This window comes from Actinosynnema sp. NPDC050436, from assembly GCF_040655415.1.
Lineage (GTDB): Bacteria > Actinomycetota > Actinomycetes > Mycobacteriales > Pseudonocardiaceae > Actinosynnema.
Window position 1 is genome coordinate 254,513 of record NZ_JBFAJV010000002.1, and the last position, 24,326, is coordinate 278,838.

The 24,326-nt window shown below is 68.6% G+C and carries 20 protein-coding genes and 1 CRISPR repeat array; of the genes, 16 read left to right on the plus strand and 4 right to left on the minus strand.

Annotated features, from left to right (window positions below; genetic code table 11):
• Positions 1–59: 59 nt before the first annotated feature.
• Positions 60–1,254: direct repeats of the CRISPR family, unit length 37 nt; unit sequence GCAGCGCTGGGACCTGCGTCCCAGCGGGGATCGCAAC.
• 469 nt (positions 1,255–1,723) lie between these two features.
• Together AB0I60_RS05380 and AB0I60_RS05385 are read right to left on the minus strand one after the other, a co-directional pair.
• Positions 1,724–2,893 carry a tyrosine-type recombinase/integrase gene (locus AB0I60_RS05380; protein ID WP_360725982.1) on the minus strand — a complete coding sequence of 390 codons (1,170 nt, stop codon included), beginning with the start codon at positions 2,891–2,893 and terminating at the stop codon, positions 1,724–1,726.
• 18 nt (positions 2,894–2,911) lie between these two features.
• Complete coding sequence (locus tag AB0I60_RS05385) at positions 2,912–3,496, minus strand: hypothetical protein (protein ID WP_360725983.1); 585 nt, start codon at positions 3,494–3,496, stop codon at positions 2,912–2,914.
• 101 nt (positions 3,497–3,597) lie between these two features.
• Here AB0I60_RS05385 and AB0I60_RS05390 point away from each other — a divergent pair, with 101 nt between their 5' ends.
• The 8 genes from AB0I60_RS05390 (at position 3,598) to AB0I60_RS05425 (ending at position 12,753) form a co-directional block, all read left to right on the plus strand.
• On the plus strand, positions 3,598–3,852 hold the full coding sequence (locus AB0I60_RS05390) for a helix-turn-helix transcriptional regulator (protein ID WP_360726820.1): 255 nt from the start codon (positions 3,598–3,600) through the stop codon (positions 3,850–3,852).
• A complete protein-coding gene (locus AB0I60_RS05395) occupies positions 3,842–4,069 on the plus strand; it encodes an AlpA family phage regulatory protein (RefSeq protein ID WP_360725984.1) in 228 nt (75 codons plus the stop codon). Before AB0I60_RS05390 ends, AB0I60_RS05395 begins: the two co-directional genes overlap by 11 nt.
• Before the next feature lie 79 nt (positions 4,070–4,148).
• Positions 4,149–5,255 (plus strand): AAA family ATPase, encoded by a 1,107-nt coding sequence (locus tag AB0I60_RS05400; protein WP_360725985.1) that lies wholly within the window; start codon positions 4,149–4,151, stop codon positions 5,253–5,255.
• Positions 5,256–5,680: 425 nt separating this feature from the next.
• Entirely contained in the window at positions 5,681–5,995 is a 315-nt protein-coding gene (gene mobC / locus AB0I60_RS05405) for a plasmid mobilization relaxosome protein MobC (protein ID WP_360725986.1), read from the plus strand.
• Positions 5,992–7,698 (plus strand): hypothetical protein, encoded by a 1,707-nt coding sequence (locus AB0I60_RS05410; RefSeq protein WP_360725987.1) that lies wholly within the window; start codon positions 5,992–5,994, stop codon positions 7,696–7,698. The genes mobC and AB0I60_RS05410 overlap by 4 nt, the downstream gene beginning before the upstream one ends.
• Positions 7,699–7,869: 171 nt before the next feature.
• A complete protein-coding gene (locus AB0I60_RS05415) occupies positions 7,870–8,595 on the plus strand; it encodes a hypothetical protein (protein WP_360725988.1) in 726 nt (241 codons plus the stop codon).
• 71 nt (positions 8,596–8,666) lie between these two features.
• A complete protein-coding gene (locus AB0I60_RS05420; protein WP_360725989.1) occupies positions 8,667–10,658 on the plus strand; it encodes an ATP-binding protein in 1,992 nt (663 codons plus the stop codon).
• Positions 10,659–10,677: 19 nt separating this feature from the next.
• Complete coding sequence (locus AB0I60_RS05425) at positions 10,678–12,753, plus strand: hypothetical protein (RefSeq protein ID WP_360725990.1); 2,076 nt, start codon at positions 10,678–10,680, stop codon at positions 12,751–12,753.
• A gap of 96 nt (positions 12,754–12,849) precedes the next feature.
• On the opposite strand, the gene AB0I60_RS05430 is transcribed toward AB0I60_RS05425, so the two are convergent.
• Positions 12,850–13,728: an aminoglycoside phosphotransferase family protein gene (locus AB0I60_RS05430; protein WP_360725991.1), complete on the minus strand. Its 879-nt coding sequence runs from the start codon at positions 13,726–13,728 to the stop codon at positions 12,850–12,852.
• Positions 13,725–15,038: an XRE family transcriptional regulator gene (locus tag AB0I60_RS05435; protein WP_360725992.1), complete on the minus strand. Its 1,314-nt coding sequence runs from the start codon at positions 15,036–15,038 to the stop codon at positions 13,725–13,727. Before AB0I60_RS05435 ends, AB0I60_RS05430 begins: the two co-directional genes overlap by 4 nt.
• A 165-nt stretch (positions 15,039–15,203) precedes the next feature.
• On the opposite strand from AB0I60_RS05435, the gene AB0I60_RS05440 reads away from it, so the two are divergent.
• From AB0I60_RS05440 to AB0I60_RS05475, 8 genes are all read left to right on the plus strand, one after another.
• Complete coding sequence (locus AB0I60_RS05440) at positions 15,204–15,761, plus strand: DUF4254 domain-containing protein (RefSeq protein ID WP_360725993.1); 558 nt, start codon at positions 15,204–15,206, stop codon at positions 15,759–15,761.
• 3 nt (positions 15,762–15,764) lie between these two features.
• The gene (locus AB0I60_RS05445; protein ID WP_360725994.1) at positions 15,765–16,064 is read left to right on the plus strand and encodes a hypothetical protein; all 300 of its coding nucleotides are present in this window, start codon (positions 15,765–15,767) and stop codon (positions 16,062–16,064) included.
• Positions 16,065–16,339: 275 nt separating this feature from the next.
• A complete protein-coding gene (gene fxlM, locus AB0I60_RS05450; RefSeq protein ID WP_360725995.1) occupies positions 16,340–17,644 on the plus strand; it encodes a methyltransferase, FxLD system in 1,305 nt (434 codons plus the stop codon).
• Between the two features lie 5 nt (positions 17,645–17,649).
• Positions 17,650–17,841, plus strand: a complete 192-nt coding sequence (locus AB0I60_RS05455) for an FxLD family lanthipeptide (protein WP_360725996.1) — start codon at positions 17,650–17,652, stop codon at positions 17,839–17,841.
• An 81-nt stretch (positions 17,842–17,922) separates the two neighbouring features.
• A complete protein-coding gene (locus AB0I60_RS05460; protein WP_360725997.1) occupies positions 17,923–21,024 on the plus strand; it encodes a lantibiotic dehydratase in 3,102 nt (1,033 codons plus the stop codon).
• Complete coding sequence (locus tag AB0I60_RS05465; RefSeq protein WP_360725998.1) at positions 21,021–22,199, plus strand: lanthionine synthetase C family protein; 1,179 nt, start codon at positions 21,021–21,023, stop codon at positions 22,197–22,199. The genes AB0I60_RS05460 and AB0I60_RS05465 overlap by 4 nt, the downstream gene beginning before the upstream one ends.
• Entirely contained in the window at positions 22,181–23,149 is a 969-nt protein-coding gene (locus AB0I60_RS05470; RefSeq protein ID WP_360725999.1) for a thiopeptide-type bacteriocin biosynthesis protein, read from the plus strand. Before AB0I60_RS05465 ends, AB0I60_RS05470 begins: the two co-directional genes overlap by 19 nt.
• A 3-nt stretch (positions 23,150–23,152) precedes the next feature.
• On the plus strand, positions 23,153–24,265 hold the full coding sequence (locus AB0I60_RS05475; RefSeq protein ID WP_360726000.1) for a hypothetical protein: 1,113 nt from the start codon (positions 23,153–23,155) through the stop codon (positions 24,263–24,265).
• Positions 24,266–24,326 lie beyond the last annotated feature (61 nt).

The window sequence follows — 24,326 nt, forward strand, 5'->3', positions numbered from 1 at the left end:
CTGCGTCCCAGCGGGGATCGCAACGCCGGCCAGGTGGTGCACCCGCAGTTGCGCGGTGTGCAGCGCTGGGACCTGCGTCCCAGCGGGGATCGCAACGCCGGCCAGGTGGTGCACCCGCAGTTGCGCGGTGTGCAGCGCTGGGACCTGCGTCCCAGCGGGGATCGCAACTTGATCTCGGCGGCGGCGTCGCCGTACATGCTGTTGGCAGCGCTGGGACCTGCGTCCCAGCGGGGATCGCAACCAGGGCTCGGATGGCGACTTCCCCGAAGCCCTGGTGCAGCGCTGGGACCTGCGTCCCAGCGGGGATCGCAACTCCTCCGAGATGCCGCGTAGGTAGCCGTCGTGGTAGGCAGCGCTGGGACCTGCGTCCCAGCGGGGATCGCAACGGGGCCTGACCGAACGGACCGCCCCACCGCGTCGCAGCGCTGGGACCTGCGTCCCAGCGGGGATCGCAACCGTGGTTACAGGTGGATGTGGTTGGCTGCGTTGTGCAGCGCTGGGACCTGCGTCCCAGCGGGGATCGCAACCTGGTGCGGCGGCGGGTGCGGTTGCGGTAGGCACGCAGCGCTGGGACCTGCGTCCCAGCGGGGATCGCAACCTTGCCGCCGGCGGCAAGGGCCCGAAGGTCAAGCCCGGCAGCGCTGGGACCTGCGTCCCAGCGGGGATCGCAACTCCCTGACCGCCGCCTCCATCAGGCCGCCCACCTCGCAGCGCTGGGACCTGCGTCCCAGCGGGGATCGCAACTTGGCGGTAGGTGTCGGCGGCGGTGATGGCCTTGCGGCAGCGCTGGGACCTGCGTCCCAGCGGGGATCGCAACAACCGGCTGGAAGTGAACGCGGGCACCACCGAGTGCAGCGCTGGGACCTGCGTCCCAGCGGGGATCGCAACCGCGTGAAGGGTTCGACCGGGACCTCGCCATGCTCGGGCAGCGCTGGGACCTGCGTCCCAGCGGGGATCGCAACGGCTCCTTTTTGCCGCGCTCGTTCTCCACCACCACGCAGCGCTGGGACCTGCGTCCCAGCGGGGATCGCAACCAGGCGATCGGTGGTATCTACGCCGCCACCGAGACCGGCAGCGCTGGGACCTGCGTCCCAGCGGGGATCGCAACCTGCCGGACAGCATGTTCTGCACGGTCTGCTGGTTGCAGCGCTGGGACCTGCGTCCCAGCGGGGATCGCAACGCCACCGGCATCGGCGAGCTGTCCGAAATGTTGATCGGCAGCGCTGGGACCTGCGTCCCAGCGGGGATCGCAACTTAGCCGGTGGGCACGGCTTGCCTGGGGGGCGAGTGCTGGTGCTCCACCGCGTAGTCACGAGCGTCGTTCGCGGACCCCATCGACTTCTCACATCGGGGCGATGGCAACGGTTGCCTCCCGTTTGGCGTCGCCTCATCGGCTACCCGGGTTACTTGATTTCACGTTAGGGGCGGGCGAGAAGAAGGGCAAGGAGGGAGATTTCGTTGTACCGTAACGAACATGTCCTGTCTCGAACTGCGCTCAACGGACCCGTGTTGGAGGGGTCGACTAAACGTTTTCGCAGGTCAAGGCTTGATCGAGGCGATTCTGGGGGTCAAGGGGTCGCAGGTTCAAATCCTGTCGTCCCGACGGTCGATAGAGGGCGTAAGCCCAGGTCAGGGCCTTGGATCACTTCGGTGAGGCAAGGCCCTGATTCTGTTTTCGGGCACGTCGTCTCACAATTTCTCACGAACGCTCGTACTGCTTGTTTCAGCCGAGGAGTTCACCGAGCTGGTCGGCCGCTTGGCGCAGGTGCTCGACGTTGGGGTGGATGTAGACCCGCTTGGTGAAGCTGAGGTCCGCATGGCCCGCCCAGGCGCTGACGATCACGTCGGGTACACCGGACGTCGCCAGGTACGTCAGGCAGGCATGGCGGGCGTCGTAGGGCCGGACCTTCCGCACCTTGGCCTGGTCCATCAGCTTGTAGATCGCACGCCGAAGCCGATCGGTCTTCCAGGGCCGTCCCAGCTCGTCGACCAGCACGAACCCGGACCGCGCGTACAGCTCACCGGCCCTGATCGCCTCCGCGGCCTGCCGAGCCTTGAACGCCTTGAGCGCAGCGTGCAGGGGCTTGGAGAGCGGGAGCTTGCGCTTGCCCTTCTCCGACTTCGGCCCCTTCTCCTCGACTTCGCCCTCGACCAGCGTGCGCGTCAGTTCGACCGACAACGTCCCGGCCTCCAGGTCAACGGCTGACCACCGCAGGCCGCAGACCTCTGCCGGCCGCATCCCGATCAGCGCCAGAAGCACGGGCGCGTGGAGCCGGTGGTCGCGGATCGAGGCGAGGAACTCTCTCACCTCCGTCTCACTCCACGGCACCCGCTGGGCCGCCGCAGCCGCCGCCTTGCGCCGTGCTTCGCGTGGGATCTGCGTGTACTGGGCGACGTTGCGGACGACCAGCCTGCGCCGCAGTGCCACGTTCAGCGATGACCTGAAGCGGCCCAGCGTGAGCTGGACGGACCGGACGCCGAGTCCGCTGCCGACCTTCCCACCGCGCTTGCGACCGGAGGTGAGCATCCAGCTCACCAGATCGTCGACGTCTTCCTCGGTGACCGCTTGGAGCCGCTTGCCGCCGAGCCGCTCGCGTACCGGCAGCAGCGCGTCGGCGTAGTTGGCGGCGGTGGCCTTCTCGACGTCGACCGTCGTGGACTTCAGCCACGTGTCCAACCAGTCCGACACGGTCGTCTTGTCCGGCACGACGAACGTGCCTTCGTCGGTCTGGTGCTTGATCTTGGCGTACTCGGCCCGGGCTTCCTTCTTGGTGCCGTAGGTCTTGGTGAGCTGCCTGCGCTTGCCGGTCGCCGGGTCGCGCCCGATGTCGATCACGAACCGGTACCTCGTCGTACCGTCCTTCAACTCGATCTTCTTGATCGGGTCCCCCACTGCGGTGGTGCTCCTTCGTTATCGGTCCCCCTCGGGCGAACCCAAAGGGGGCAACAGGCCAAGCTCACGAGCTCTGCGGATGTACCTCGCCACCTGCGGGCGGGACCGGTTCATCGCGTGCCCCACCATCACTGCGGGCGACTTGCTGCCCGCTGCCAGTGCCTCGGTGTAGATCTGTGCCGCCGTGTGCGCGTCCCGGTCGGCCTGGCTGAGGCCGTCCGGCACCGGCGCCGTACTCGTGGGTACGGCGCGTTCGCGATGCTCGGGCGGCAACGTCGCCAGCCACTCCTCGCGAACCGAGGCCGGCACCACCGCCGCGTTCATCGCTTCCCGCAGCAGTTGGTCGACCAGTACCTGCCTCAGCACGGACGTGGTGATCGGTGACCGGCTGTTCGACCTGATGCTCAGTTCGACGATCGCCGGTCCCGAATCCGCCGTCACCTGCACCTCGATCCTCACAGCCGCCGGCGGGTCGCCGAGTTGGATGTGGGCATCGAAGAAGGCGGGCACAGCGGTGTCGGGGCCGGCTGGCAGGTATCCCCTGGACTCCACCGGCTCGACCGACACCCAGTCGATCCGGAAGTTCTTCGGCAGGCGAGGCACGACAGAACGATACGCATCCCTTCATGAGCGCTTACATGACGTGACGATAGGGCGGTGACAGTGACATGTCAACGCAAACTGTCTATCTTGGCGGCATGAGCATGGGGGGATTGACGCTCGCTGACCGCGTTGCGGAGCTGCGCGAGTGGATCACAACCGGGTATGCGCGCGACCTACGCGTCGCTGCCGGACTGAGCCAGGCACTGGTGGCTCAGGACTGCGAAGTAACGGCGTCCACTGTGCACCGTTGGGAGACCGGCGACCGGTCGCCGCGTGGCCGCAACATCACTGCGTACCACGCCTTCCTGGCTCGCTTGGTCGAGCGGGAGCAAGGGGGTGAGTCCGATGGGCGGTAGGCAGGAGGCCAAGCGCCGTCCGACGCTTGCGGAGATCAAGGCGACGTGGCCACCAGCCGTGGACGTATCGACCGCAGCGACAGCGTTCGGGATGAGCCGCAGCAAGGCATACGACCTCGTCGCCCGCGATGAGTTCCCCGCCAGAGTGGCCAAGTACGGCGGTCGGGTCATGGTGATCACCGAGTCGCTCGTGCGCGCACTGTCCGCGGGGGACTGACGCCATGGCTGAGTTCGAGGGACAAACTCCGCCTGGCGCGCACGACGAACCACCGACCCGGCGCCTGCGGGTGAGGTCGGTGCACGAGGTCGACCTCAAGCAGACGCGGTTCGCGTGGCGGGACTACCTGCCCGTCGGTGAGGTCGCCCTGCTGGTCGGCAAACCCGGCATCGGCAAGAGCACGGTCGTCGTGGACCTGGCGGCCAAACTGACCACGGGACAGCTCGACGGCGACTTCGCCGGCGAGCCGCAGCACGTCCTCTACTCCATCACGGAGGACTCGGAGTCCATGCTCAAGGCCCGGTTCATCGCGGCCAAGGGAGACCCGCAGCGGCTGCAGTTGGTCGACGTCGTCTACGGCGATTCGCCCGACGGCACGCCGCTCATCGTCAACCTCGACCTGGACGCGGTGCGCGAGGTGGTCGAGTCGCGGAGGCCCGCTCTTCTCGTGCTGGACGCGCTCAACTCCTCCCTGTCCGGACAGCTCAACGACAACTCCGTCGTGCGCCCGCAGCTGGAGAAGTTGCGGCTCCTGGCGCAGCAGACCGGCACGACCATCCTGGGCATCGGGCACTTCCGGAAGGCGACAGCGGGCGTCGATCCGGTCGACGCCATCGGCGGTGCTGGGGCCTACACACAGGTCGTCCGGCACGCCCTTGGATGCGCTGCGGAGGACGACGACAACTACGTCCTGTCGGTCATCAAGTCGAACGTGGTGTCCGTGTCGGACGTCCCGTCGCTGTCCTACGGGACCATCTCCGCCACCGTCATGGCCGACGACGGAGGGGAGACAGTAGTAGGTCGGATCGTCTGGCAGGGGCACTCGACGGCCTCGGTCGTCGATCTCCTCCAGCGCTCTGCGTACGACGATGGGGACGAGCGCGCCGATGCTGCCGCGTGGCTCACCGACTACCTGGCGGAGCGGGGCGGTGAGGCTCCGGTGCTGGAGTTGTTGGACGAGGGATACCAAGCCGGCTTCTCCAAGGACGCCCTTAAGCGGGCCAAGGCCAGAGCCAGGGTGCGCTCCGAGAAGGCCGACTTCGGTGGCGGCTGGGTGTGGCGGATCAGCCCGACAAGGCACGAAGGGGGCACCCAAGGGAGCGAAGGGAGCAGTACGGGCGGCACCGCTCCCTTCGCTCCCTTCATGCGCTCTTCGCAGCACGACGACGTCCAACCGCCGCCGTAGCAAGCTAGAGATCAGGACACCCGAAGGGCGTCCTGACCAAACGGCACCGGCCTACCGCGCAGCCCACGCACCATCGACCGAGGCACTTCCGTGCCGTCGGCGACGGGCCAGGGCTGCGCGGTGGCCGACGCGGCAGCGAGGCCGGCCAAGGCGCCATGCGCGAAGCCGAAGCCGACCCGGTCGGCACGGTGCCTGGCTCGACACCACAGGGCGCTGCACGGACCGCGCCGACTTCGCGGGTCACAGATCGGCAAGGCAAGGCTGGGTACCGCCCGGCCAGTCGTTCGACGTTGAGAGCGAGCGGGCTCCGGAGCCCGCCTGTCGTTTCGGGGGGAACGATGAGTACAAGGAAGCAGGGTGTGCGTCGGCAGCGGCGTGTGCGCGGAGGCGCTGAGACCCGGATCAACATCCGCACTACGGTCCTGGTGCGAGCCGCGTTGGAAGCGCGAGCGGCGGTGGCCGGGTTGTCGGTGCCGCTGTACCTGGTCGAGTGCGGGCTGCGCGAGCCTCACGGCTGGTCGCTGCACCAGCAGCGGCACTGGGTAGCCGAGTGGGAAGCCGCCGCGGTGAAGCTGTCCCGGTCGGGCAGCGCGCTCAACCAACTCGCCCGCCAGGCCAACAGCGGCCACGTCGTCGGCCAGCAGCAGTTGCAGGCGGCGCTGACCTACCACCAGCGGGTCCTTGACGAGCTGCACCGGGTGCTCGGCGCGGTGGACCGGCACCGAGGGGCCGGGCGGTGATCTCCGAGGTCGCGGGCCGCGGCAAGCGCGGCTCCAACACCCTGGGGCTGCTGCGCTACCTGTTCGGCCGGGGCCGCTCCAACGAGCACCGCGACCCGCACGTCGTGGCGGCGTGGGACCCCGACTGGGTACGCGGCGGAGCATGGGGCGAAGACGCGACCACCGCCCCAGGGCGCGCACGGCTGGCCCAGCAACTGGACGCCCTGATGGCAGGGCACCAGGTGGACCTACCGGACGGGCACGTCTACCACGTGGTCCTGTCCATCCCGCCCACCGACGTCGCCACCGCCGGCTACCCACCCCAGCCGGAGGCGCACACCGACGAGACCGGGAAGCACCCCACCCAACAGCGGCTGCCGGACGAGGTGTGGCGCGAGCTGGTCGAGTCCGGCATCGCCGCCCTGGGCCTGGGCGCCGACGACGACGGACAGGGCGGCTGCCGGTGGGTCGCGGTCCACCACGGCCTCTCCACCAAGCGCAACGACCATGTCCACGTCGTGGTCAACGTGGTGCGAGGCGACGGCCAGGTGGCCAACCTGCACCGCGACTTCCTGCGGTGGCGCGACTGGTGCCGCCAGGTCGAAGAGGAACGCGGCTGGACCCGCACCGCCCCAGCTGGCGAGGGACGCTCCAAGCCCACCTCGCGCGCCGAACTCGTACGCGCGGACGCCAACGGGCAGCGCACCGAGCGGGACCGGCTGCGCGACCTCGTCACGGCCGTGGCCGCCGAGGCCGCCGACGAGGTCGGGTTCGTGCTGGGCCTGCGTCGCCGTGGCGTGTTGGTCGCCGCATACCCCGACACCGGGCCGGTCACCGGTTACAAGGTCGCCTTGCGCCCCGAGCAGCACGCCGCCGAGCAGAACCGTCCAGAACCCGAGCCGCTCTGGTTCGCCGGGTCAACGCTGCGCCGTGACTTGTCCTTGCCGCGGCTACGCACTCGCTGGACCGACTCCAGATCGCTTCCCGTGAGCAGGCAGCAGACGTTGTGGCGTGACATCGCCGACCAACCCATCGGCCCACAGGACTTCGTGGGCGGGACGAGCGAGCGGACCTTGCGACGGGAGCTGAACGGAGCCTGCGCCGCGGTGGAAGTCGCCACTGGCACGGCAGAGGGGACTGTTCCGGCGTCGGACTTCGATCAACGCACCTGGCACCTATTCGTCGAGCGCTCCGCCGACCTGGTAGCCGTAGTCCAACTCCATGACCCACACCGACTCCTGGAGGAGGTCCACGACCAGCTCACCCGCGCCGCCCAACTTCCTCGCCCCGGCCCAACAACCAGCTTTGCCGGTCCACTGGGCACCAAGCGACCGTCGGCCCCGGTCATCACTGCCCAGGAGGCGCTACGGCTGCTGGGCGACGCTACCCGTGTCGCCGCCCAAGTCCGCGATGTCACGCCGGTCGTTCTGGCACTGGTCGTGGTCGCCGTTCTGGGCATCATCACGGCCGTGCACGCGATCGCCGAGCGTCACGCCATCCGTGAGGCCGCTCGCCGCCAGCTCAGCACCGCGATTGCTGTCCTGGAGGAGCATCCGGCACGCAGTGACTTTCGTCTGGAGCGACCGATACGTCACCAGTTGACCCGCGCCAGCACCCCAACTGCGGCCCAACCGAGTTCAATGCCGCTTTCCGGCACTAGACCGGCACAACTGCAGCGGCCCGCCTTCTCCGATCCTGCCAGGCGTACACGGCCTTCTCGGTGATCAAGGCACGCCGGGGTCGACGGCGAAGACGCGAAGCCGTTGTGGAGCAGCTACGCGGCTCCTGTTCCTGATCGGCTGACAGTCTCAATGCAAGCCATATGGGCTCAATATCAGCCAGCGACACGGCTTGACCTGCAGGATTCCGTTCTGTCTGACTGATACTTTGGGCGCGTGGAGCAAAGGAGCGATCCACTGGGCGCAGAGGACCCGGTGACGAGCCGGGAGCAGGACGCCGTCCGGATCCTGTTGCTGCTCGACGGCGCTGGCGAACCGGTCGACGACACCGAGCGGGCGCTTCCCGGGCTGAGCAGGGCTGTGTGCGTCGTCCGGACGACGGTGCGACTACAGAAGCTTGACTTCTGGCTGCGCAACCCCGACTACCTCGCCGACGAGCTGCTCAACGACTACGAGACCAGCCGTGAGGAGCCGTTGCTCACCATGGCTGCGTCGATCTTGGACTCCGAGGAGCCAGAGGTGCGTCGGTACCCCATGCTGCGCCACAAGTTCGGCGCCTGGGAGAACATCGACAACGCCATGGCGGTTTTGCGCGGTGCGGGGCTTGCCGCCCGCAAACGCCGTGGCACGATCGAGCGGGTCCGCCAGAGCGATTTCTACCTTCTTGAGGAGGGTAGGCGGGTGGCCCGCGACATCGTCGCCGCCGAGCCGGTCTTCCAGTACTACGTTGAGCGGGTCGACCTGGTGGTGAGGTTGGCGGACGGGCTCGGCGGCACACAACTGAAGAAGCGTCAGTACCTGCAGCGGGAGTACGCCGACACGCCGCTGCGTGAGCACATCTCGACGGTGGCGCCGCGGGCTCGTGCCCGCTTGGCGGCGCTACAAGCCGACCTAGCCGGTTCGTCCGAAGCCGTGGCCACACTGCAAGGGGAGCAACAATGACCGGGCCCACCGGCGACGACCAGCACACTCCGTCCCCTGGGGTAGATGCAGATTCTCCCGCTAAAGGGAGCGTGCAGGAGCCGCTCGCGTCCGGTGAAGCCCTGCTGGACACGCGGATCGCTGCTCGGGCCAAGGTCACAGCGGACCAGGTGAGGGATGTGTTCGCCACCTACGGGTGGCCCCTAGTGTTCACCCCGGCTCGCCCGCGGGCACTTCGCCTGGTACGGCTGCGGATGGCGGGAGTCCGCGCCGGCAAGATCGCACCCGGCGCGTTCGACACAACGTTGAGTTTCACCACGGGCCTGACCGCCCTCGTCGCGTCCAACTTCCGAGGCAAGACCAGTGTCCTAGAGCTGATCACGTGGTGCCTGCGCGGGACACCACGGGAGCTGCAGAGCGGCGTCCGGGGCTGGCTGAACCACCTCGACCTCGACATCACCGTCGCCGGACAGCCGCTCGGCTTCCGCCTAGACATCGACGACGGCGTGATCTCGTCCGCGACCGTCCTCACGGCACCTGTCGCGTCCGCCCTTTGCGACACCCGAGTGCCTGACCCCGCCCAACAGGTAACCGTTCTGCTCCAGGCCACAAGCGAGCAGAGCTACGCCGAGCTGGTGGCCAACCTGATGCTGGACCGGCTCGACCTGTCCCAGATGGTCAACACACTAAACGAGACCAGCACGCAGACCCACGGGTGGCCTGCCTACTTCGCCGCGCTGTACTTGGGTTCGGCTAGTACGAAGATCCTGCTGGGTGACCAGAAGATGTCCGGCTTGCCGGGCAGGTTGCTTCAGGTGTTCCTGGACCTCCCCGCAGCCGCAGCGCTCACCCGTGTCAAGACCGCCCATGACGTCCGCCGTAATGAGGCCCAAGCCCGCCGGGCCGAGCGGGAACGCGAAGCGGCTCAGCGCTCCGAGGAACGCACGCGGATCGAGGCCGAACTAGAGGCCGCACGCGCGCGCTTGGCCGAGCTCACCGCCGCGGCCGGGCACCACGGCTCACTCACAGACCTCGCCCGAGAAGCCGCGCGCCTGGCCGGGCAGGTAGCCGACGCTCGGGTGGTTAACGACGACGCCCAGCGCGCCGAGCAGAGCGCGAGGATCGACCGCCAACGGGCGGCCAAGCGCCTAGCTGACGTCCGCGAGAGCAAGATCGCCAGGGCGCTCTTCCAGGGACTGGACCCCGACGCGTGCCCCCGGTGCGACCAGGCCATCACCACCGACCGCAGGTACAGGGAGCACGACTCTCACGCCTGCGCAGTGTGCGACCGCCCGGTCGCCACCGACGACGCCGAAGCCGCAGAGGTCATCGCGGAGGCAGAGGACCGATTGGCCGCGGCTGTGGAAGCCGAGCGCCAGGTAAGGGCCCACGCCGAATCCACACGTGATCGCCTTAGCACCCTCACCGCCGCGCTGACCGCCGCAGACGAACTTCTCCGGAATGCCCAGGCCGCCACCGAACTGCCCGAGGTGGTGCAAGCCCAACAGAGGGTCTGGCGACTTGAAGGCGCTTTGGAAGTCCTGCCGGACCTGCCTTCGCCGGGCGGGGACGACGCCGCCAACGAGGCGGTCACCCTGCGGGTGCTGGACGCAGCGGTGAAGGTCCTCGAAGCGGACAACAAGAACGCCGCCGTCGCGTTGTTCGCTGACCTTGAGCGAGAGGTCGCCGACTTGTCCCGTCGGTTCGGCATGCTCTCACTCGAAAACGTGCGCATCGACCGCGCTGCGCGGCTGCAGGTCACCCAGGACGGAGGTGGCAAGGACTGGTTCAGCGACTGCAATCCCGGTGCCCGCCTGCGATTGCGCATCGCGTTGGTCATCGCCCTGCTGCGCGTCGGGGCCGCCCACGGCGTCTCGACGCATCCAGGGCTGGTCATGATCGACAGCCCCAAGGCTGAAGAGGTTCAAGACCTCGACGCGACCGTCCTGTTCCGCGAACTTGCGGCGATCGCCGGGGAGCAGGGCATCCAGGTCGTGATCACCACCCGTGACTACGACCTTGTCCACACCGTCCTCGACGCCAAGCACACCATCGAGGCCATCGAGAACGAGCCGCTGTGGTAACCAGGACAGGGAACACCTCGTGACTGACTTGGCCGACCGCTTGAGCGACCTTGCCGCCGCCGGGCAGCCGGTCTCTTTCACAACGATCGCAATGTCCCACGCGGACGTCCTCGACGGAGCCCGCGAGGTCGCTGCGGGGCCGATGGCACCGTTGTTGGCCGAGGCTATTACCGCAGACGACGCCAACGGGCAGTGGGCGGACGTCATTGGTCTGTTCGTCGGCGGTCTGGCGGCGCAGAGAAGCGTGTTGGCCCTGTCCAGTGCCCTGGAAATCCTCCTGGCTCGTCCGGCGGCACTCGGTTCCCAAGGTCCCGCTCTACTCGACGCGCTCCTCGATCAACTCGCCCAGGCCGTCCAGGACAACCCAGTACTGGCAGGTGCCCGGCTGGATGCTGCTGTGCGCCTGGCCGTCGGTAAAGCGGTCAGCCCTTTCCGGGTATGGGATTTCCTCGACCGGCTCTCCGTGCGGGACGCCTCGGAAGACTTCGTCGAACTACTGCCCCGCACTCTCGGCGCCGCACTCGACAGCTGGGCGGACGAGACAGCAGCCGCCAACATCCTGCGCCGCCTTCTCGGTGAGCTGGCCCAACTGGACGCCTCTGACTCGGACGCGGTCTACGAACTCGGCTGCGACCGTCTCCGCACCGCCCTGTCGAGCACCGACCTGACCCAGGTCACCCAGCACGTCATCGATGCCCGCCGAGACCTCGCCGCCAGCACCACCGACGAGGCACGAAGCGACGCAGACTGCTTGGTCGCGGCCTGCGACGCGGTGCTCGCGTTCAGCCGCCACGACACCGCCGCCGTCGCCGACGCCGCCGCGCGCCTCACGCAGGCACTCGAACAGCTCACCGCGTGGCAGCTGCGAACCCACCAACCCGCCTGGACCCGTCCTCGCCGCTCGGCCCTGCTCGGATGGCACCAGCTCCTGCTGCTGCTCGACACAGCCTCGGGCACCCTCGCCGACACGGTCTGGATGACTCCGTGGAACGCCCTCGACGCCGTCCTCTCCGCTTACAGCTCCATCCGCACGGTCCAACCACTAGGCCCAGACACCGACACGGGCGTCGCCCTGCTCGTCAAGCCTGCGGTCGAGGATGCCTTCTTGCGTGAGCAGAATTTCCTGCAAATCCTTGAACGCGCCGTAGAGCAGCCCGAACAACACAACGGCCACACTCAGTTCGACCACCCGACAGCAGAGGTACTCCTGGGCAGGATTCGTGCCCGACAGTCCCGTACCCCAAGAACCGCCGGGTCCGGTGAACCCGATGGCGCGGGCAACCCCGAAGACGGGGGCTCTCAAGCCACACAGCGGCTGTACCGCCTGGCACCCCTGCTTGTCCGCACCATGGGTGAGAAGGCGGCGGTGGAGCTCACCGCAGGTCTGACCGACGACAAGGTGGCCTTCCTCGGCGGACTTGCCGATCAAGCTGACCAGAGCCGCTTCGCCGCCAACGACCCAGTGGTTCTTCCGATCGTGAACCACATTCTCGACCAGTTGGCCGGACACCCCCACTACACCGGGCGAGTACCTGTCACCTTCTCGGCGTTGGTATATCAGACGGTCCTGTTTCTCAAGTCACGCTTGGACTTGAACAAGACTAGCCTCCTCGGCAAAAGGCGCCGTAATGGCGAACCGGTCTACGACTATCGCCAGCGTCCGGAGAAGGATCAGCCCCCACCACTTGAAGAGGACCTCCAGCTCGACTTCCGCGGCTGGCTGGACTCAGGCCCTCTCCACCACGCGGTGAGCGCCGAGCCAATCGACCTAGCGCTGGGTCGCGGCGACATCATGGTGCGCTTCGACGCGCTGCATTATCTAGCCGAGATCAAAAAAGACGATGATGACAACAGTCGCCAGCACATCGAGGCCACTTATCTGACCCAAACGGCGGAGTACGGCAACACCAACGTCCCTTTCGGCCTGCTTCTGGTCCTCGACCTGACGCCGAAGACTTCCACCAGCGGTACCCTCAGACTTGACGAACTCATCTGGGTCGCCACCCACCGTCCGATAGGTGCCACAGTCGACCGGAAGGTTGTCGTAGGTATCTTGCCCGGCAATCGACTGCCTCCCTCAGAATACTCAAAGTAGGTGGCCTTTGTGGTTGCCAAGCGTAAGGCCCACTAGTTCCATTCCCTCCTCACCTCGCCAGTCATAATCGGCTTACCGCGAATTCCATCTACCAGGTCATAGCGCTGGAGTCCATGGCCAAGGTCGCGTCTCATCCCCGCGCAAGCAAGCGACACGGAGGCTGGCTTCCGCGCATGCAGTAGGGTTTTCGGTGGCGCGTTGGGCGACGTACAGCGCCATGCGCAGTTCGCGGATGTCGCGGAGCAGGTTGAAGCCGGACCACGTGGTGACGTCGTGGTCGTAGCGGTCACAGAAGTCGCGGTAGTCCTCTGCGGTGATCCAGTCGAAGCTGGTGTGCTTGATGGCGGTGCTGACGAGGTCCCACTCGGGTGGGCCGACGGAGCAGCGTTCGAGGTCGAGCAGCACCACCTGGCCGTTGTCGGTGGCCACCACGTTGCCGACCCAGGCGTCGCCGTGCACGACGCAGTGCGGCAGGCCGGGAGGCAGATTGGCGTAGCGGACTTGGAGGGAGGCCAGGTGTTCGCGGAGCCAGCTCCGGTCTTCGTCGGTGAGCGTGGTGGCCGCGTCGATGCGCTCGGCGAGCCGGACGAACGGGGCTAGGTCGCCAAGGGGGAGATCGGCGGGAACGGGAAGGTCATGGAGTCGGCGGATGGCCGTGGCAACCTCGGCGGGAGTGCCGTGTCGGTGGGGAGGAAGCTCCTCCCAGAAAGTCACGGCCCTGCCCGCCGCCTGCACCGGCTGTGCAATGTCCTTCAACGCCCGGATGGCCGGGATCTCGTGCTCGGCGAGCCACTGCGCTATGCGGACCTCGCGGGTTGCGACGGTGAGCTGGCCGGGCCGGGCAATGCGGGCCACGACGCCGCCGGGCAGGCGGAACAAGGCGTTCTCGCCTAGCCGGATCGGCTCGGCGTCGGTGTGGTCGAGGCCGACCTCTATGCAGGCAGCGGCCAGCACGGACGAGTGGTCGCTGCTCACCGTGCCACCACCAAGGTCGTGATGCGGTGCCGCAGGGCGTCCACTGCGGGGATGGTCCGGTGCCGTTGGCCGTAGCGAGCCAGCTCGCGCAGGTCGTCCACGGCGCGGTTGGAGCGGATGGTCCCGGCGGCGTCCAGTGCTGCTGAGCCGATCACCGCGGCCTCGCGCGGGTCGCCGGTGGCCATCGTCAGCGAGGCCAGCTTGATCTGCGAGATCGTGCGCGACCGGGCGTAGGCGGCCGTGTGCCCGGCCACGGCCATGGAGAACCGGGCAGTGGCCTCGGCAGGAGAGCGGCCCTGGACAGCGATGTCGAACAGGGCGTGGCCGGTGTCGCCCGCATGCTGAGCGGTGTCGTAGTACCGCATCCACGACGCGTCGTTGACCGGGTTGCTGTGGACGAAGTGGTCGTCGGCGGTGCCGACGGCGGTGAGCGTTTCCCGGACGCGGCCCATCTTGGCCAGCGCTCGGGCGTGGGCGGTGTGCAGCATGGCCCGCTCGGTCGCGGTGAGCCGGTCGGAACGGACGAGGGCGTGCTCGGCCAGTGTCAGGCCCTCGTCGGGCTTGCCGATCCAGATGGCCTGCCGGGCCATCGAGGAGAGGATCTTGGCGCGCAGGTGCCAGTCCTCGGCCTCCTCGGCGCAGGCCAGGGCGAACTGGAACACGCGGCGGGCGTCGTCGTGGGCGTAGGCGTCGAAGGCCATGAAGGCGCAGGTGTGGGCGAGGTAGCCGACGGCGCTGTGCAGCGGGCCGTGCAGCTTGGCGGGGTAGTTGGCACCGAGCAGGTCGGCGGAGAAGCGGAGTTGGGCGAGGACGGCTTCGCGGGCCAGGCCGCCACCGTAGGTGTGGTCCCACCCGGCGAACACGCGTGCCGCGGTGTGGATCTGCTCGATCTCGGTCTGGCCGATGCGGGCGGGGGCCGTGGTCGGCTGGGTGCCCTCCAGCAGGGCGGTGACCGGGGCGAGCGCGAGGGTGCCGACGCCGAGGGCGGCGGTGCGCAGGAACTGCTTTCGGTCCACGGTCGCCAGCTTTACCACCGAGCGGCGGCGGTTGCTGAAGCCTAGTGCGGCGTCGTTGGATGCACCCAAGGTGACGCGCAGCGCCTCCCGGTAGAGCGCGCTCGGCCACCGGATGTCGCCGCGTTCGAGCTTGCCGATGTAGTTGGCGTCCAGCTCCACCTTGCGCTGGTGGTGGTGCCAGACGTAGGCGTTGACCAGGTCGGCGAGTTCCTGCCTGGACAGGCACTCGTCGGGCTGGGTGGGCGAGGCGGTGCGTTCTCGCGCCTGCCGCAGCTGCTCGTTCGCCGTGGGCACTGGTCCGGCCTCCCCGAGTGTGACCGGGGCCATGGTGGCACGCATCGTGATCGGGCGGGTACTGCTCCTCGGAAGGGGAGGATTGCAACCCTCCCCGAATCCTCCCCTTGACATCCTCCGTTCTCGGTGCCCGGAACGGTGTGGATGGCGGGCACGGTTGGTGGCATGACGGAGACCCCGCTTGAGCAGGGCAGGACGGTGAACGCCGCCGCTGCCGGCGTCATCCCCCGCGCCTCGCTGGTGGTCCGGGCCTTCAGCAGTCCCTGCGAGGTTGACCGCGGTCACCCGGTGCTCGCGGTGGCCGCGAACCTGGGAACTGAGCTCCGGGCGCGTACCGAGATCCAGAGGGTCGTCAGCGACCCGTGCAGCGATGATCACGTGGTCGCCGCCGCTTCCCGTGCTCTCCATGACCACGACGTCACCCGATCGAGGCTCACGGAGCAGATCGACGTCTGGGCTACCGGGCAGTTCAGCGAGTCCGGCGCGCGGCTGCTGCACACCGAAAGCCTCGGGCAATTGGTCGACCGGCTGGCCGCGCTGTGGGCCTGGTCCCGGTTGTTGGCCGAGGACGACGATCCGGCCGCACGCGATCCGGCGAGGCTGGCGCTGCACCGGCTGGGCGAGCTGTGCATCGGTTACGACGACCTGGTGACCGACCTGTTGCGCGGGCGGCGTCGGCTGCCGGTCTACCAGGCGTTCACCGGCCACGACGTGGCCGCGTGAGGCATGGACGGGACACGCGGTGTCGTCGCCGTCGTCGTGGCGGCCGACAGCCCCACCGGCCGTGTCGCAACAGCCATCGACGACCTCACCGCTCACCTCCCGGCCGCCGGCCAGCAGTCCTCCTGCTCGGTCTGCTCAGCCAGGTCATGGCCGTGCCCTCTGTTCCACGACGCGGCGCACCGGGTGATCGCGGCAGGCCTCCGGCTCGCCGACCTGGTGCCGGTCGACCTCCACCCGCGGCTGTGGCCGCCAGCCGCTACTCAGCAACCACGCTGGTTCAGCGAGGAGACCTCCAATGGCTGAAGTGCAGCTCATCGCTTCCAGCAGCACTCCGGCTGGCGCAGTGCGCGGAGGTCACCGTGCACGGTGTGGACCACCGCCCACCAGCATCTGGTCGCTGACGGCTCTCCCACGACCGCGAACGGTCGGCAGCGGCAGCCGACCTGCGGTCGTCCGTCGCCCTGCTGGGGGCCTCCTGGGCGGAGGACGCGCCGCCCCTGACGCGGCGCGTCCTCCGGTCGCATGACCACGTCCGCGAGCCGTGCTTTCACAGCAGAACCCTCTGAAAAGGTAACCAGGTGAACACACTGCGAGACCACAACACCGGCCCGTCCGCCGATTCCGACCGGGCGGACGAGATCCGCAACGCCCTTGTGGACAAGCTCCTCTCGGACGGCATGATCACCTCGCCGGTCGTGGAACGAGCCTTCCGCACGGTGCCGCGGCACCTGTTCGTCGCCGAGGGCACGCCGCTGGAGGTCGCCTACAACGCCGCTGACTCGGTGGCGATCAAGAGGGACCAGGACGGGGTGATCATCTCCTCGACCAGCGCGCCGTTCATCCAGGCGCGGATGATCGAGCAGGCCGGGCTCGGACCGGGCATGAGCGTGTTGGAGATCGGGTCCGGCGGCTACAACGCCGCGCTGCTGGCCGAGGTCGTCGGTCCGGGAGGGCGGGTCGTCAGCGTTGACATCGACCAGGAGGTGACCGACCGGGCCCGCGCGCTGCTGGACGCCACCGGGTACGGCAGCCGGGTCACCGTCGTGCAGGCCGACGCCGAGAACCCGCTGCCCGAACTGGGCGAGCCGGTCGACGCGATCCTCGTGACCGTCGGTGCGTGGGACCTCTCGCCGGCCTGGCTTGAGCAGTTGTCCCAGGACGGCACGATCGTCGTCCCGCTGCGGATGAACGGCATCACCCGCTCGACCGCGTTCCGCCGCGACGGCGACCACCTGGTGAGCACCTCGGCCGAGGTGTGCGGGTTCGTCCCGATGCAGGGATCGGGCGCGCACGACGAGCGGATCTTCCTGCTGCCCGACGCGCACGGCCACAACGTCAAGCTCCGCTTCGACGGCGACGTGCCGCAGGACATGAGCCTGCTGGACGGTGTCCTCGCCACCGAGCGCACCGAGTCCTGGTCCGGCGTCACGGTCAAGCACGGCGTGTCGTTCGCCGACCTGCACCTGTGGTTCGCCGGCTTCCTGCCCGGCTTCTGCAAGCTGGCCGTGGACGAGGGCACCGACCTGGCCGCCGAGCGCAAGAGCTGGTTCCCGTTCGGCGTCGTGCGCGGCGACTCCTTCGCCTACCTGGCGGTGCGCCCCGCGCTGGACGGTGCCGGAGTCGAGTTCGGGGCGCGGGCCTACGGAGCGCACGGCCAGGCCGCCGCCACCGCGATGGTCGAGCAGATCCAGGCGTGGGACCGCCAGGCCCGTGACGTGGCACCCACGTTCGCCTACTGGCCGACCAGCAGTGACCGCACCCGGATCGACGAGGGCGCGGCGGTGCTGGAGAAGGCGCACGGCCTGGTCACCATCTCCTGGCCGCAGGCGGCGAACACCGCGACCGGCCCGGATGCCTTGCCCAACACCGAAGATGAGGAGTGAACCCGATGTCGCCACTGCTGACCGCCGACAGGCCGGAGCTTGAGGACTCCGCCGTCGACGACGCGGAGTTCGAGCTCGACATGCGCGTGGTCGAGTCCACCACCCAGCTCGTGATCATGATGTGCGACACCAGCGACGGCTGCGGCAACACCTGCGGCACCAGCGCGTGCAGCACCGGCTCCAACGACCCGTACTGACCCAGCCCGCTGCCGTCGGCGCCTGACTTCCTCGGGTGCCGACGGCAACGGTCAGCCGATCGGGCGAGGAGAGGCGATCACGTGACCGTGTCCACCCGTTACCGGCACACCGGCCTCGTCCTGGTTCGTGCCACCACCGACCCCGGCGACCTCGACCCGCCGACACACCTGGACCTGTCCGATCCCGCTGCGGTCGAGCAGGAGGGCCGGGCGTGGTTGGCGAAGGTGTGGGCTCGCCAGGAGATGCGCGAGGCGCTTCAGTTGGCCAGCCCAGCCCTCAGCGCTCGCGTCGACCAGCTCCTCGACGAGGGTGCCGGATCCCGTCCGGTGAAGGAGCTGCGTCGAGCCATTGCTTCCGTGGCCTCCTACTTGCTGCGTTGGCAGCGTCGCGCCACCCCGTTCGGGCTGTTCGCCGGCGTCACCGCCGCCGCCATCGGACCTGCGACGGGTGAGGTGGGCGATGAACATCGGGCCGTGCTGCGCGCCGACGCCGAGTGGACCGCGACGCTGGTCGACCGGCTCGAACGGCATCCGGGCCTGCGCCCGCGGCTGACGGTCGTGGCCGACAGCGCGAGGATCGTGCGCAACGGCCGCGTCATCGTGCACCGGCGAGCCGAGGTCGGTGCCTCGACACCAGGGCCGCTGCGGGAATCGTCGGTGCGGCTCAACCGGCCGGTGCAGTTCGCGCTGACCGCAGCGGCCTCGCCGATCAGGTTCGACGCGCTCGCCGCCGAGATGACCGCCCACTACCCGTCCGCCTCCCTGAACAAGATCCACGCATTGCTGCACGGCCTGGTCGACGCAGGTGTGCTGATCACGAGCCTTCGGCCGCCGATGACGACCATCGACGCCTTGTCCCACCTGGTCCACACGCTGCGCGCGGCAGGGGGAGAGGACCTGCCCGACGTCGCCGGACTGCTGCGCGAACTCGACGGGGTCAGGGCCTGCTTGGCCCGGCACAACAGCGCCACCGATGGGGAACGAGCTGTGCAGATCCGGACGGCCCTGGCTGTGAGGATGACGAACCTGGTGCCCAGCGCTGGTCACGTGTTCGCCGCCGATGTGCGCCTCGACGCGAGGATCGCCGTTCCTGAACAGGTGTTGGCCGAGGCAGCGGTCGCCGCGGGCGTTCTACTGCGGGTGAGCACGCAGCCGTTCGGTTCGGCGGCCTGGCTGGACTACCACGCCCGGTTCCGCGCCCACTACGGTCCTGGCGCGCTGGTGCCGGTGCGGGAACTGGTCGCCGACTCCGGGCTCGGCTACCCGGCCGGTTATCTCGGCGCTCCACGGGCCCGGCCCGCCTGGCGGATGCTCACCGAACGCGACGCCGCTCTCATGGCGCTGATCCAGGAGGCCACCGTGGACGGGGCCGAGGAGATCGCGCTGACCGACGCCGACATCGAAGCATTGACCGTAGGGGAGCACGCCGACGTCGTCGCACCGCAGCGTGTCGAACTCGGCGTCGCGGTGTGCGCCTCCTCGACCCGGGCGATCGACCGAGGCGACTTCCAACTGCGGGTGACCGCCGCGCCGCGTACTCCCACCAGCGTGGCGGCGAGGTTCGCCTACCTGCTCGAAGACGCCGACCGTGCACGACTGGCCTCCACCTACTTCACAGGAGCCGAGACTGCGGCACAGGACGGGACGATCACGGTGCAGTTGTCGTTCCCACCACGTCGTCCGCACAACGAGAACGTGGTGCGCGTCCCGCCGCTCCTCCCCAACGTCGTACCGATCTCGGAGCACCCCGATCCCCGTCTCCGAGTGGTCAGCGTGGACGACTTGGCGGTCCCGGCCGACGCCGACCAGATGTACCTGGTCCAGCGCTCCACCGGCCAGCGGATGATTCCCCGGATTCCGCACGCCCTGGACACCACGGTCCAAAGCCCGCCGCTGGCCAGGTTCCTCGCAGAGGTCGCCGACGCGCGCAACGCGGTGTTCCGCGGATTCGACCTCGGAGCTGCCCGCACCCTGCCCTACGTGCCCCGCATCCGGTACCGGCGCACGGTGCTGTCCGCCGCCCGCTGGATCTTGAGCACCGTCGACTTACCTGGCTGGCGGCGGGGCGACAGCATGGAGGAGTCGTTGAACGCCTGGCGACAGCGTTGGCGGGTACCGGCGCGGGTCGTGCTCTGCGACGGTGAGTTGCGCCTGCCCCTCGACCTCGACCAGGAGCTGGACCGCGCCCTGCTGCGGGCGCAGGTGGAAAGAGCCGAGCGGATCGAGCTGCAAGAAGACAGCTCGCCTGACGGTCAGGGCTGGATCGGGCGCCCGGCGGAGTTTCTGATCCCGATGACCACGGCCAGCCCGGTCTCACGGCCGCTACCCACGGCCGCAGCACCCGGCGCGGTTCTTCGTCCAGGTGACTCCGCCGTGGTGCACGCGCAGTTGGTGGGCAACCCCGCGCGGTTCGACGAAATCCTCACGACCCACTTGCCCAGGTTCGTCGACAGCCTCGACGGCCTGGTCGGACCGTGGTGGATGCGACGGCACCGCGACATGATCCGGCCCGAGTCCGACCAGCACCTCAGCATGTTCCTGCGCCTGACCAGCCCTGGGCAGTACGGGATGGTCGCTGCGAAGGTGGCTGCCTTCGCGACTGACCTGCACTCGCGCGGCCTTCCTGGTCAACTCACCCTCGCCTCCCACCCGCAGCATTCCGCCCGCTACGGCCAAGGCCCAGCGCTGACAGCCGCCGAGCACGTGTTCGCCGCCGATACCGCAGCCTCCATCACGCAGATCACGGCAGCCCAGGCATCCACGGTTCCCGCTCAGGCGCTGGCCGCCGCGTCGATGGCGCACTTGGCCGCCTCTTTCGCCCCAGACCCGCGGACCGGGTACCAGGCCCTGGTTGGATGCCTACGCCAAGAACACGGACCGCTGGACCGGGCGCTGCGCGACCACGTGCTCAAGCTGGCCGACCCAGACGATGGCTATCGAGCGGTGCGCGCCCTGCCAGGCGGTGAAGCGGTCGCAGCGGCCTGGACCGCGCGTGATAACGCACTGATGAGCTACCACCACGCCCTCACCCAGCAACAGCACGATCCGGGCACCGTTCTGCGCACACTGCTGCACGAACACCACATCCGTGCCGTGGGCGTCGATCCGACCTTCGAGAAGGAGACCGGCCGACTCGCCCGCGCCGCCGCGCTGCGCCGCCTTGCCTTGGCGAGTACCCGATGAACTCCGACATCGACCTGGTCATGCTCACCGCCGACGAGGCGACCAGCCAATCCCTGGCCCGAGGCGCGGCCGGGACAGCGCTGCTGCACATCGAACGAGCCTGGACCGGCTCCGGAAGCTGGGAAACCGCCCGCTCCCACATCCGACTGGCGACGGCGGGGCCAGTCGACGCCGCTGGGCACGCCGGCCTGTACTACGGGGCACCCGCCATCGCCTTCATGCTGCACACCGCAGCGGACAGACACCCGCACTACCGTGCGGCCTGCGAGGCGCTGGACGAGCATGTGCTGAGCCTGGCCCGTCGGCGCCTGGCGACCGCCACGGGCAGGATCGAGCGCGGCGAGCCCACCACGTTCGCTGAGTTCGACCTCTTCTACGGGCTGACCGGGATCGGTGCGCTGCTGCTGCGCCGCTGTCCCGGAAGCGATGTCCTCGCCGAGATCCTCCGGTACGTGGTCACCCTGACCGAGCCGCGTCGCCAGGAGGGCATCGAGCTGCCAGGATGGTGGGTGGGCCACGACCCGGACGAGATCCTGTCCACTCCCGGTGGGCACGCGAACTTCGGAATGGCCCACGGCGCGGCGGGTCTGCTCGCCTTTCTCGCTCTCGCTACCAGTCAGGGCTGCGTGGTCGATGGCCAGAACGAGGCGATCGTCGTCCTGACCGACTGGTTCGACCGTTGGCAGCAGGACTCAGCGGATGGACCGTGGTGGCCGCAGTGGATCACGCGCGAGGAGTTGCGCACGGGGCATCCTGCTCAACGCGGGCCGGGCAGGCCATCCTGGTGCTACGGGACAGTCGGCATCGCCCGCGCCCAGCAACTCGCAGCTATTGCCACCGGCGACGAGCGACGCCAAGAGGCCGCTGAGAAGGCTCTGGCCGCCAGCCTGACCGAAACGCAGCTCAACCGCATCACCGAACCGGGTCTGTGCCACGGCACGGCCGGGGTCTATCAGACCGCCTACCGAGCAGCGCGCGATGCGTGGAACCCCGCCATCAGCCGAAACCTCGCGGCATTGGCCACCAGGCTCACCCGGCACGCCCGCCTACTCGGCGACCAGGTGGAAGAGGGCGGGCTGCTGACCGGAAGCGCCGGAGTCGGCCTGGCGTGGGAGACCGCGTGTCGTACCGAGCCTCCGCACACGGGATGGGACGCATGTCTGCTGATCGCCTGACCACCACGTCCCCGCACGAACTCACCGCCAGCGTGCTCGCGGTGCTCGCGGGCGCTGACTTGAGGACGACCGCGGCGAACAACGCCCTCGACCCGGCCGACCTGGACGAAGCCGTGGACATCTACCAGGCCGCAGGCTTCGCTGCGTTACAACGACACACCGAGCACGGCTGGTATCAGGTGCGTGTCGAGTTCCCCGACTGGTCCATCGCCGAGACCGCAGGCGCGTCGCGACTCGGACCGCGCCTGGATCAACTCCAAGCCGCTGGCGAGGTGGGCGGGTGGTGGTTCCTGCGCAAGCACCCCTGCTGGCGGCTGCGCTTGCACGGTGCCGACGTCGCGGCCGTCGACCATGCGCTCGACGACCTGGTCGAGGCCGGGGTGATCACCCGTTGGTGGCCGACGGTGTACGAGCCGGAGACCGCCGCCTTCGGCGGTACTGCGGGGATGGACGCCGCCCACGACCTGTTCTGTGCCGATACCCGCGGCGTGCTCGACTACGCGCGCCATGACGCACCTGGCCTCGGCCGCCGCGAACTGTCGATCCTGCTGCTCAGCGGCCTCCTGCGATCCGCTGAGCTCGACGTTTTCGAGTCCGGCGACGTCTTCGATCGAGTCGCCCGGCTCCGCCCTGCACCCACCGACGCTGACACCACGCGGATCGATCGGTTAGTCGCCGACCTCCGGATCCTGCTGGCGATCCCCGAGCTGCCCACCAGCTGGCTGTTCACCTCCGGTGGACCGGTCGCGCACGCCGCACCCTGGCTCACCGCGTTCCAGACCGCCGGCCGCCAGCTCGGTGGTGCCGCTGCGCAAGGACGCCTGGACCGCGGACTCCGGGCGCTCCTCACCCACGTGGTGATCTTCCACTGGAACCGGTTCGGCCTATCGGCCGCCAGCCAGGGCATCCTCGCCCGTGCTGCGGCTGCGGCCCTCCTGCCTCGGAGCTGACCCATGGATCCCGCGACACTGGCCATCGCCGCCCGCCGCTTCCCGCTTCTCGGCAGACCCCGTCCGGCCTGTCCCTCGCTCGCGCACCGAGTCCAGGAGATCGCGGACATTGCTCACAAAGCAGGGCAGGAGGGCACGAACGGCCTGGCTGAAGGAGCGCACGCCCTAAACAAAGCCGCGCTGATCGCCAGCGACTGCGGCGTACCAGACCTGGCCCGAGACCTGTGCTGGCAGCACATCGACATCTACCGCACCGCCGACCGACCGCTCACCGTGCTCCAGGCCAGGTACATGCTCGAACCCGTCCTCAACCTCGCCCGGCTCCAGATCCGCGCCAGCAACGGTGAACACGCCCTGCGACTGCTGAGGGCGATGTACGACGCCGTCATGTCCAACACCGACCTGGTCGTCGACGAGCAGACCTTGCCGCTGACCGGCCTCACCGGCACCGCGCAGGAGCGTCACAAGCTGCGTGAATGGGTGTGGCTGCACCTCGTCGGGGACGGAATACGCGCGCTTGCTCTTGCTGGACGTTGGGATGAGGCAGTCGTCCACGCGCGAACGCACCGCGGAGTCGGACTGCACCTCATGGAGGGGCGGCAGGTCACGATCGTGGTCCGCTGTCTGAACGGAGAGCTGGCAGCGGCCCGTGAAGCTCTGATGGAGAGCACACCTGTGCAGCCGTGGGAACTTCAGGTCGCCTCCTGCCTGAAGGCGATGTGTACCGACCCGGTCGGTGCGTCCGCCCACCACGACATCGATTCGATGGTCAGATGCTTCGTCGAGCAGGAGCCGACGTCAGGCTACGCAGTCTTCCGCGCCCAGCTCGGGCTGACCGTGACGACACTCGTGGCTGCTAGTGATCCAGATCGGGCTGACCACATTCTCGCCCAGGTGGTCGAAGAGGTGATCAAGAGTGGAGACGGGTACGCCGTGCGTGACGTGCTCCGATACCGTGAAGCACAAGTAGTGGACTTGACCGAACAGCAAGACGAAGCTCTAACCCACCTGCTGCTCTCCTCCGGTTTGGGGGTCGGAACGCTGCCGGAGGCGCTGCTGGATTCCATGCTCTGCTCCGTTGATGCCATGGTGGGAGAGCTGAGCAGGTCGTTGTAGAAGGCTTGACCGCCAACTGGCAGAACATCATCCGCATGTTGGCGGCACCTTCGCGCTCCTC

Coding starts and splice junctions, on each gene's coding strand:
- AB0I60_RS05440 (WP_360725993.1), top strand. CDS start 15,204: ATGACGGAGACCCCGCTTGAGCAGGGCAGGACGGTGAACGCCGCCGCT.
- AB0I60_RS05465 (WP_360725998.1), top strand. CDS start 21,021: ATGAACTCCGACATCGACCTGGTCATGCTCACCGCCGACGAGGCGACC.
- AB0I60_RS05395 (WP_360725984.1), top strand. CDS start 3,842: ATGGGCGGTAGGCAGGAGGCCAAGCGCCGTCCGACGCTTGCGGAGATC.
- AB0I60_RS05455 (WP_360725996.1), top strand. CDS start 17,650: ATGTCGCCACTGCTGACCGCCGACAGGCCGGAGCTTGAGGACTCCGCC.
- AB0I60_RS05390 (WP_360726820.1), top strand. CDS start 3,598: ATGGGGGGATTGACGCTCGCTGACCGCGTTGCGGAGCTGCGCGAGTGG.
- AB0I60_RS05445 (WP_360725994.1), top strand. CDS start 15,765: ATGGACGGGACACGCGGTGTCGTCGCCGTCGTCGTGGCGGCCGACAGC.
- AB0I60_RS05470 (WP_360725999.1), top strand. CDS start 22,181: ATGTCTGCTGATCGCCTGACCACCACGTCCCCGCACGAACTCACCGCC.
- AB0I60_RS05475 (WP_360726000.1), top strand. CDS start 23,153: ATGGATCCCGCGACACTGGCCATCGCCGCCCGCCGCTTCCCGCTTCTC.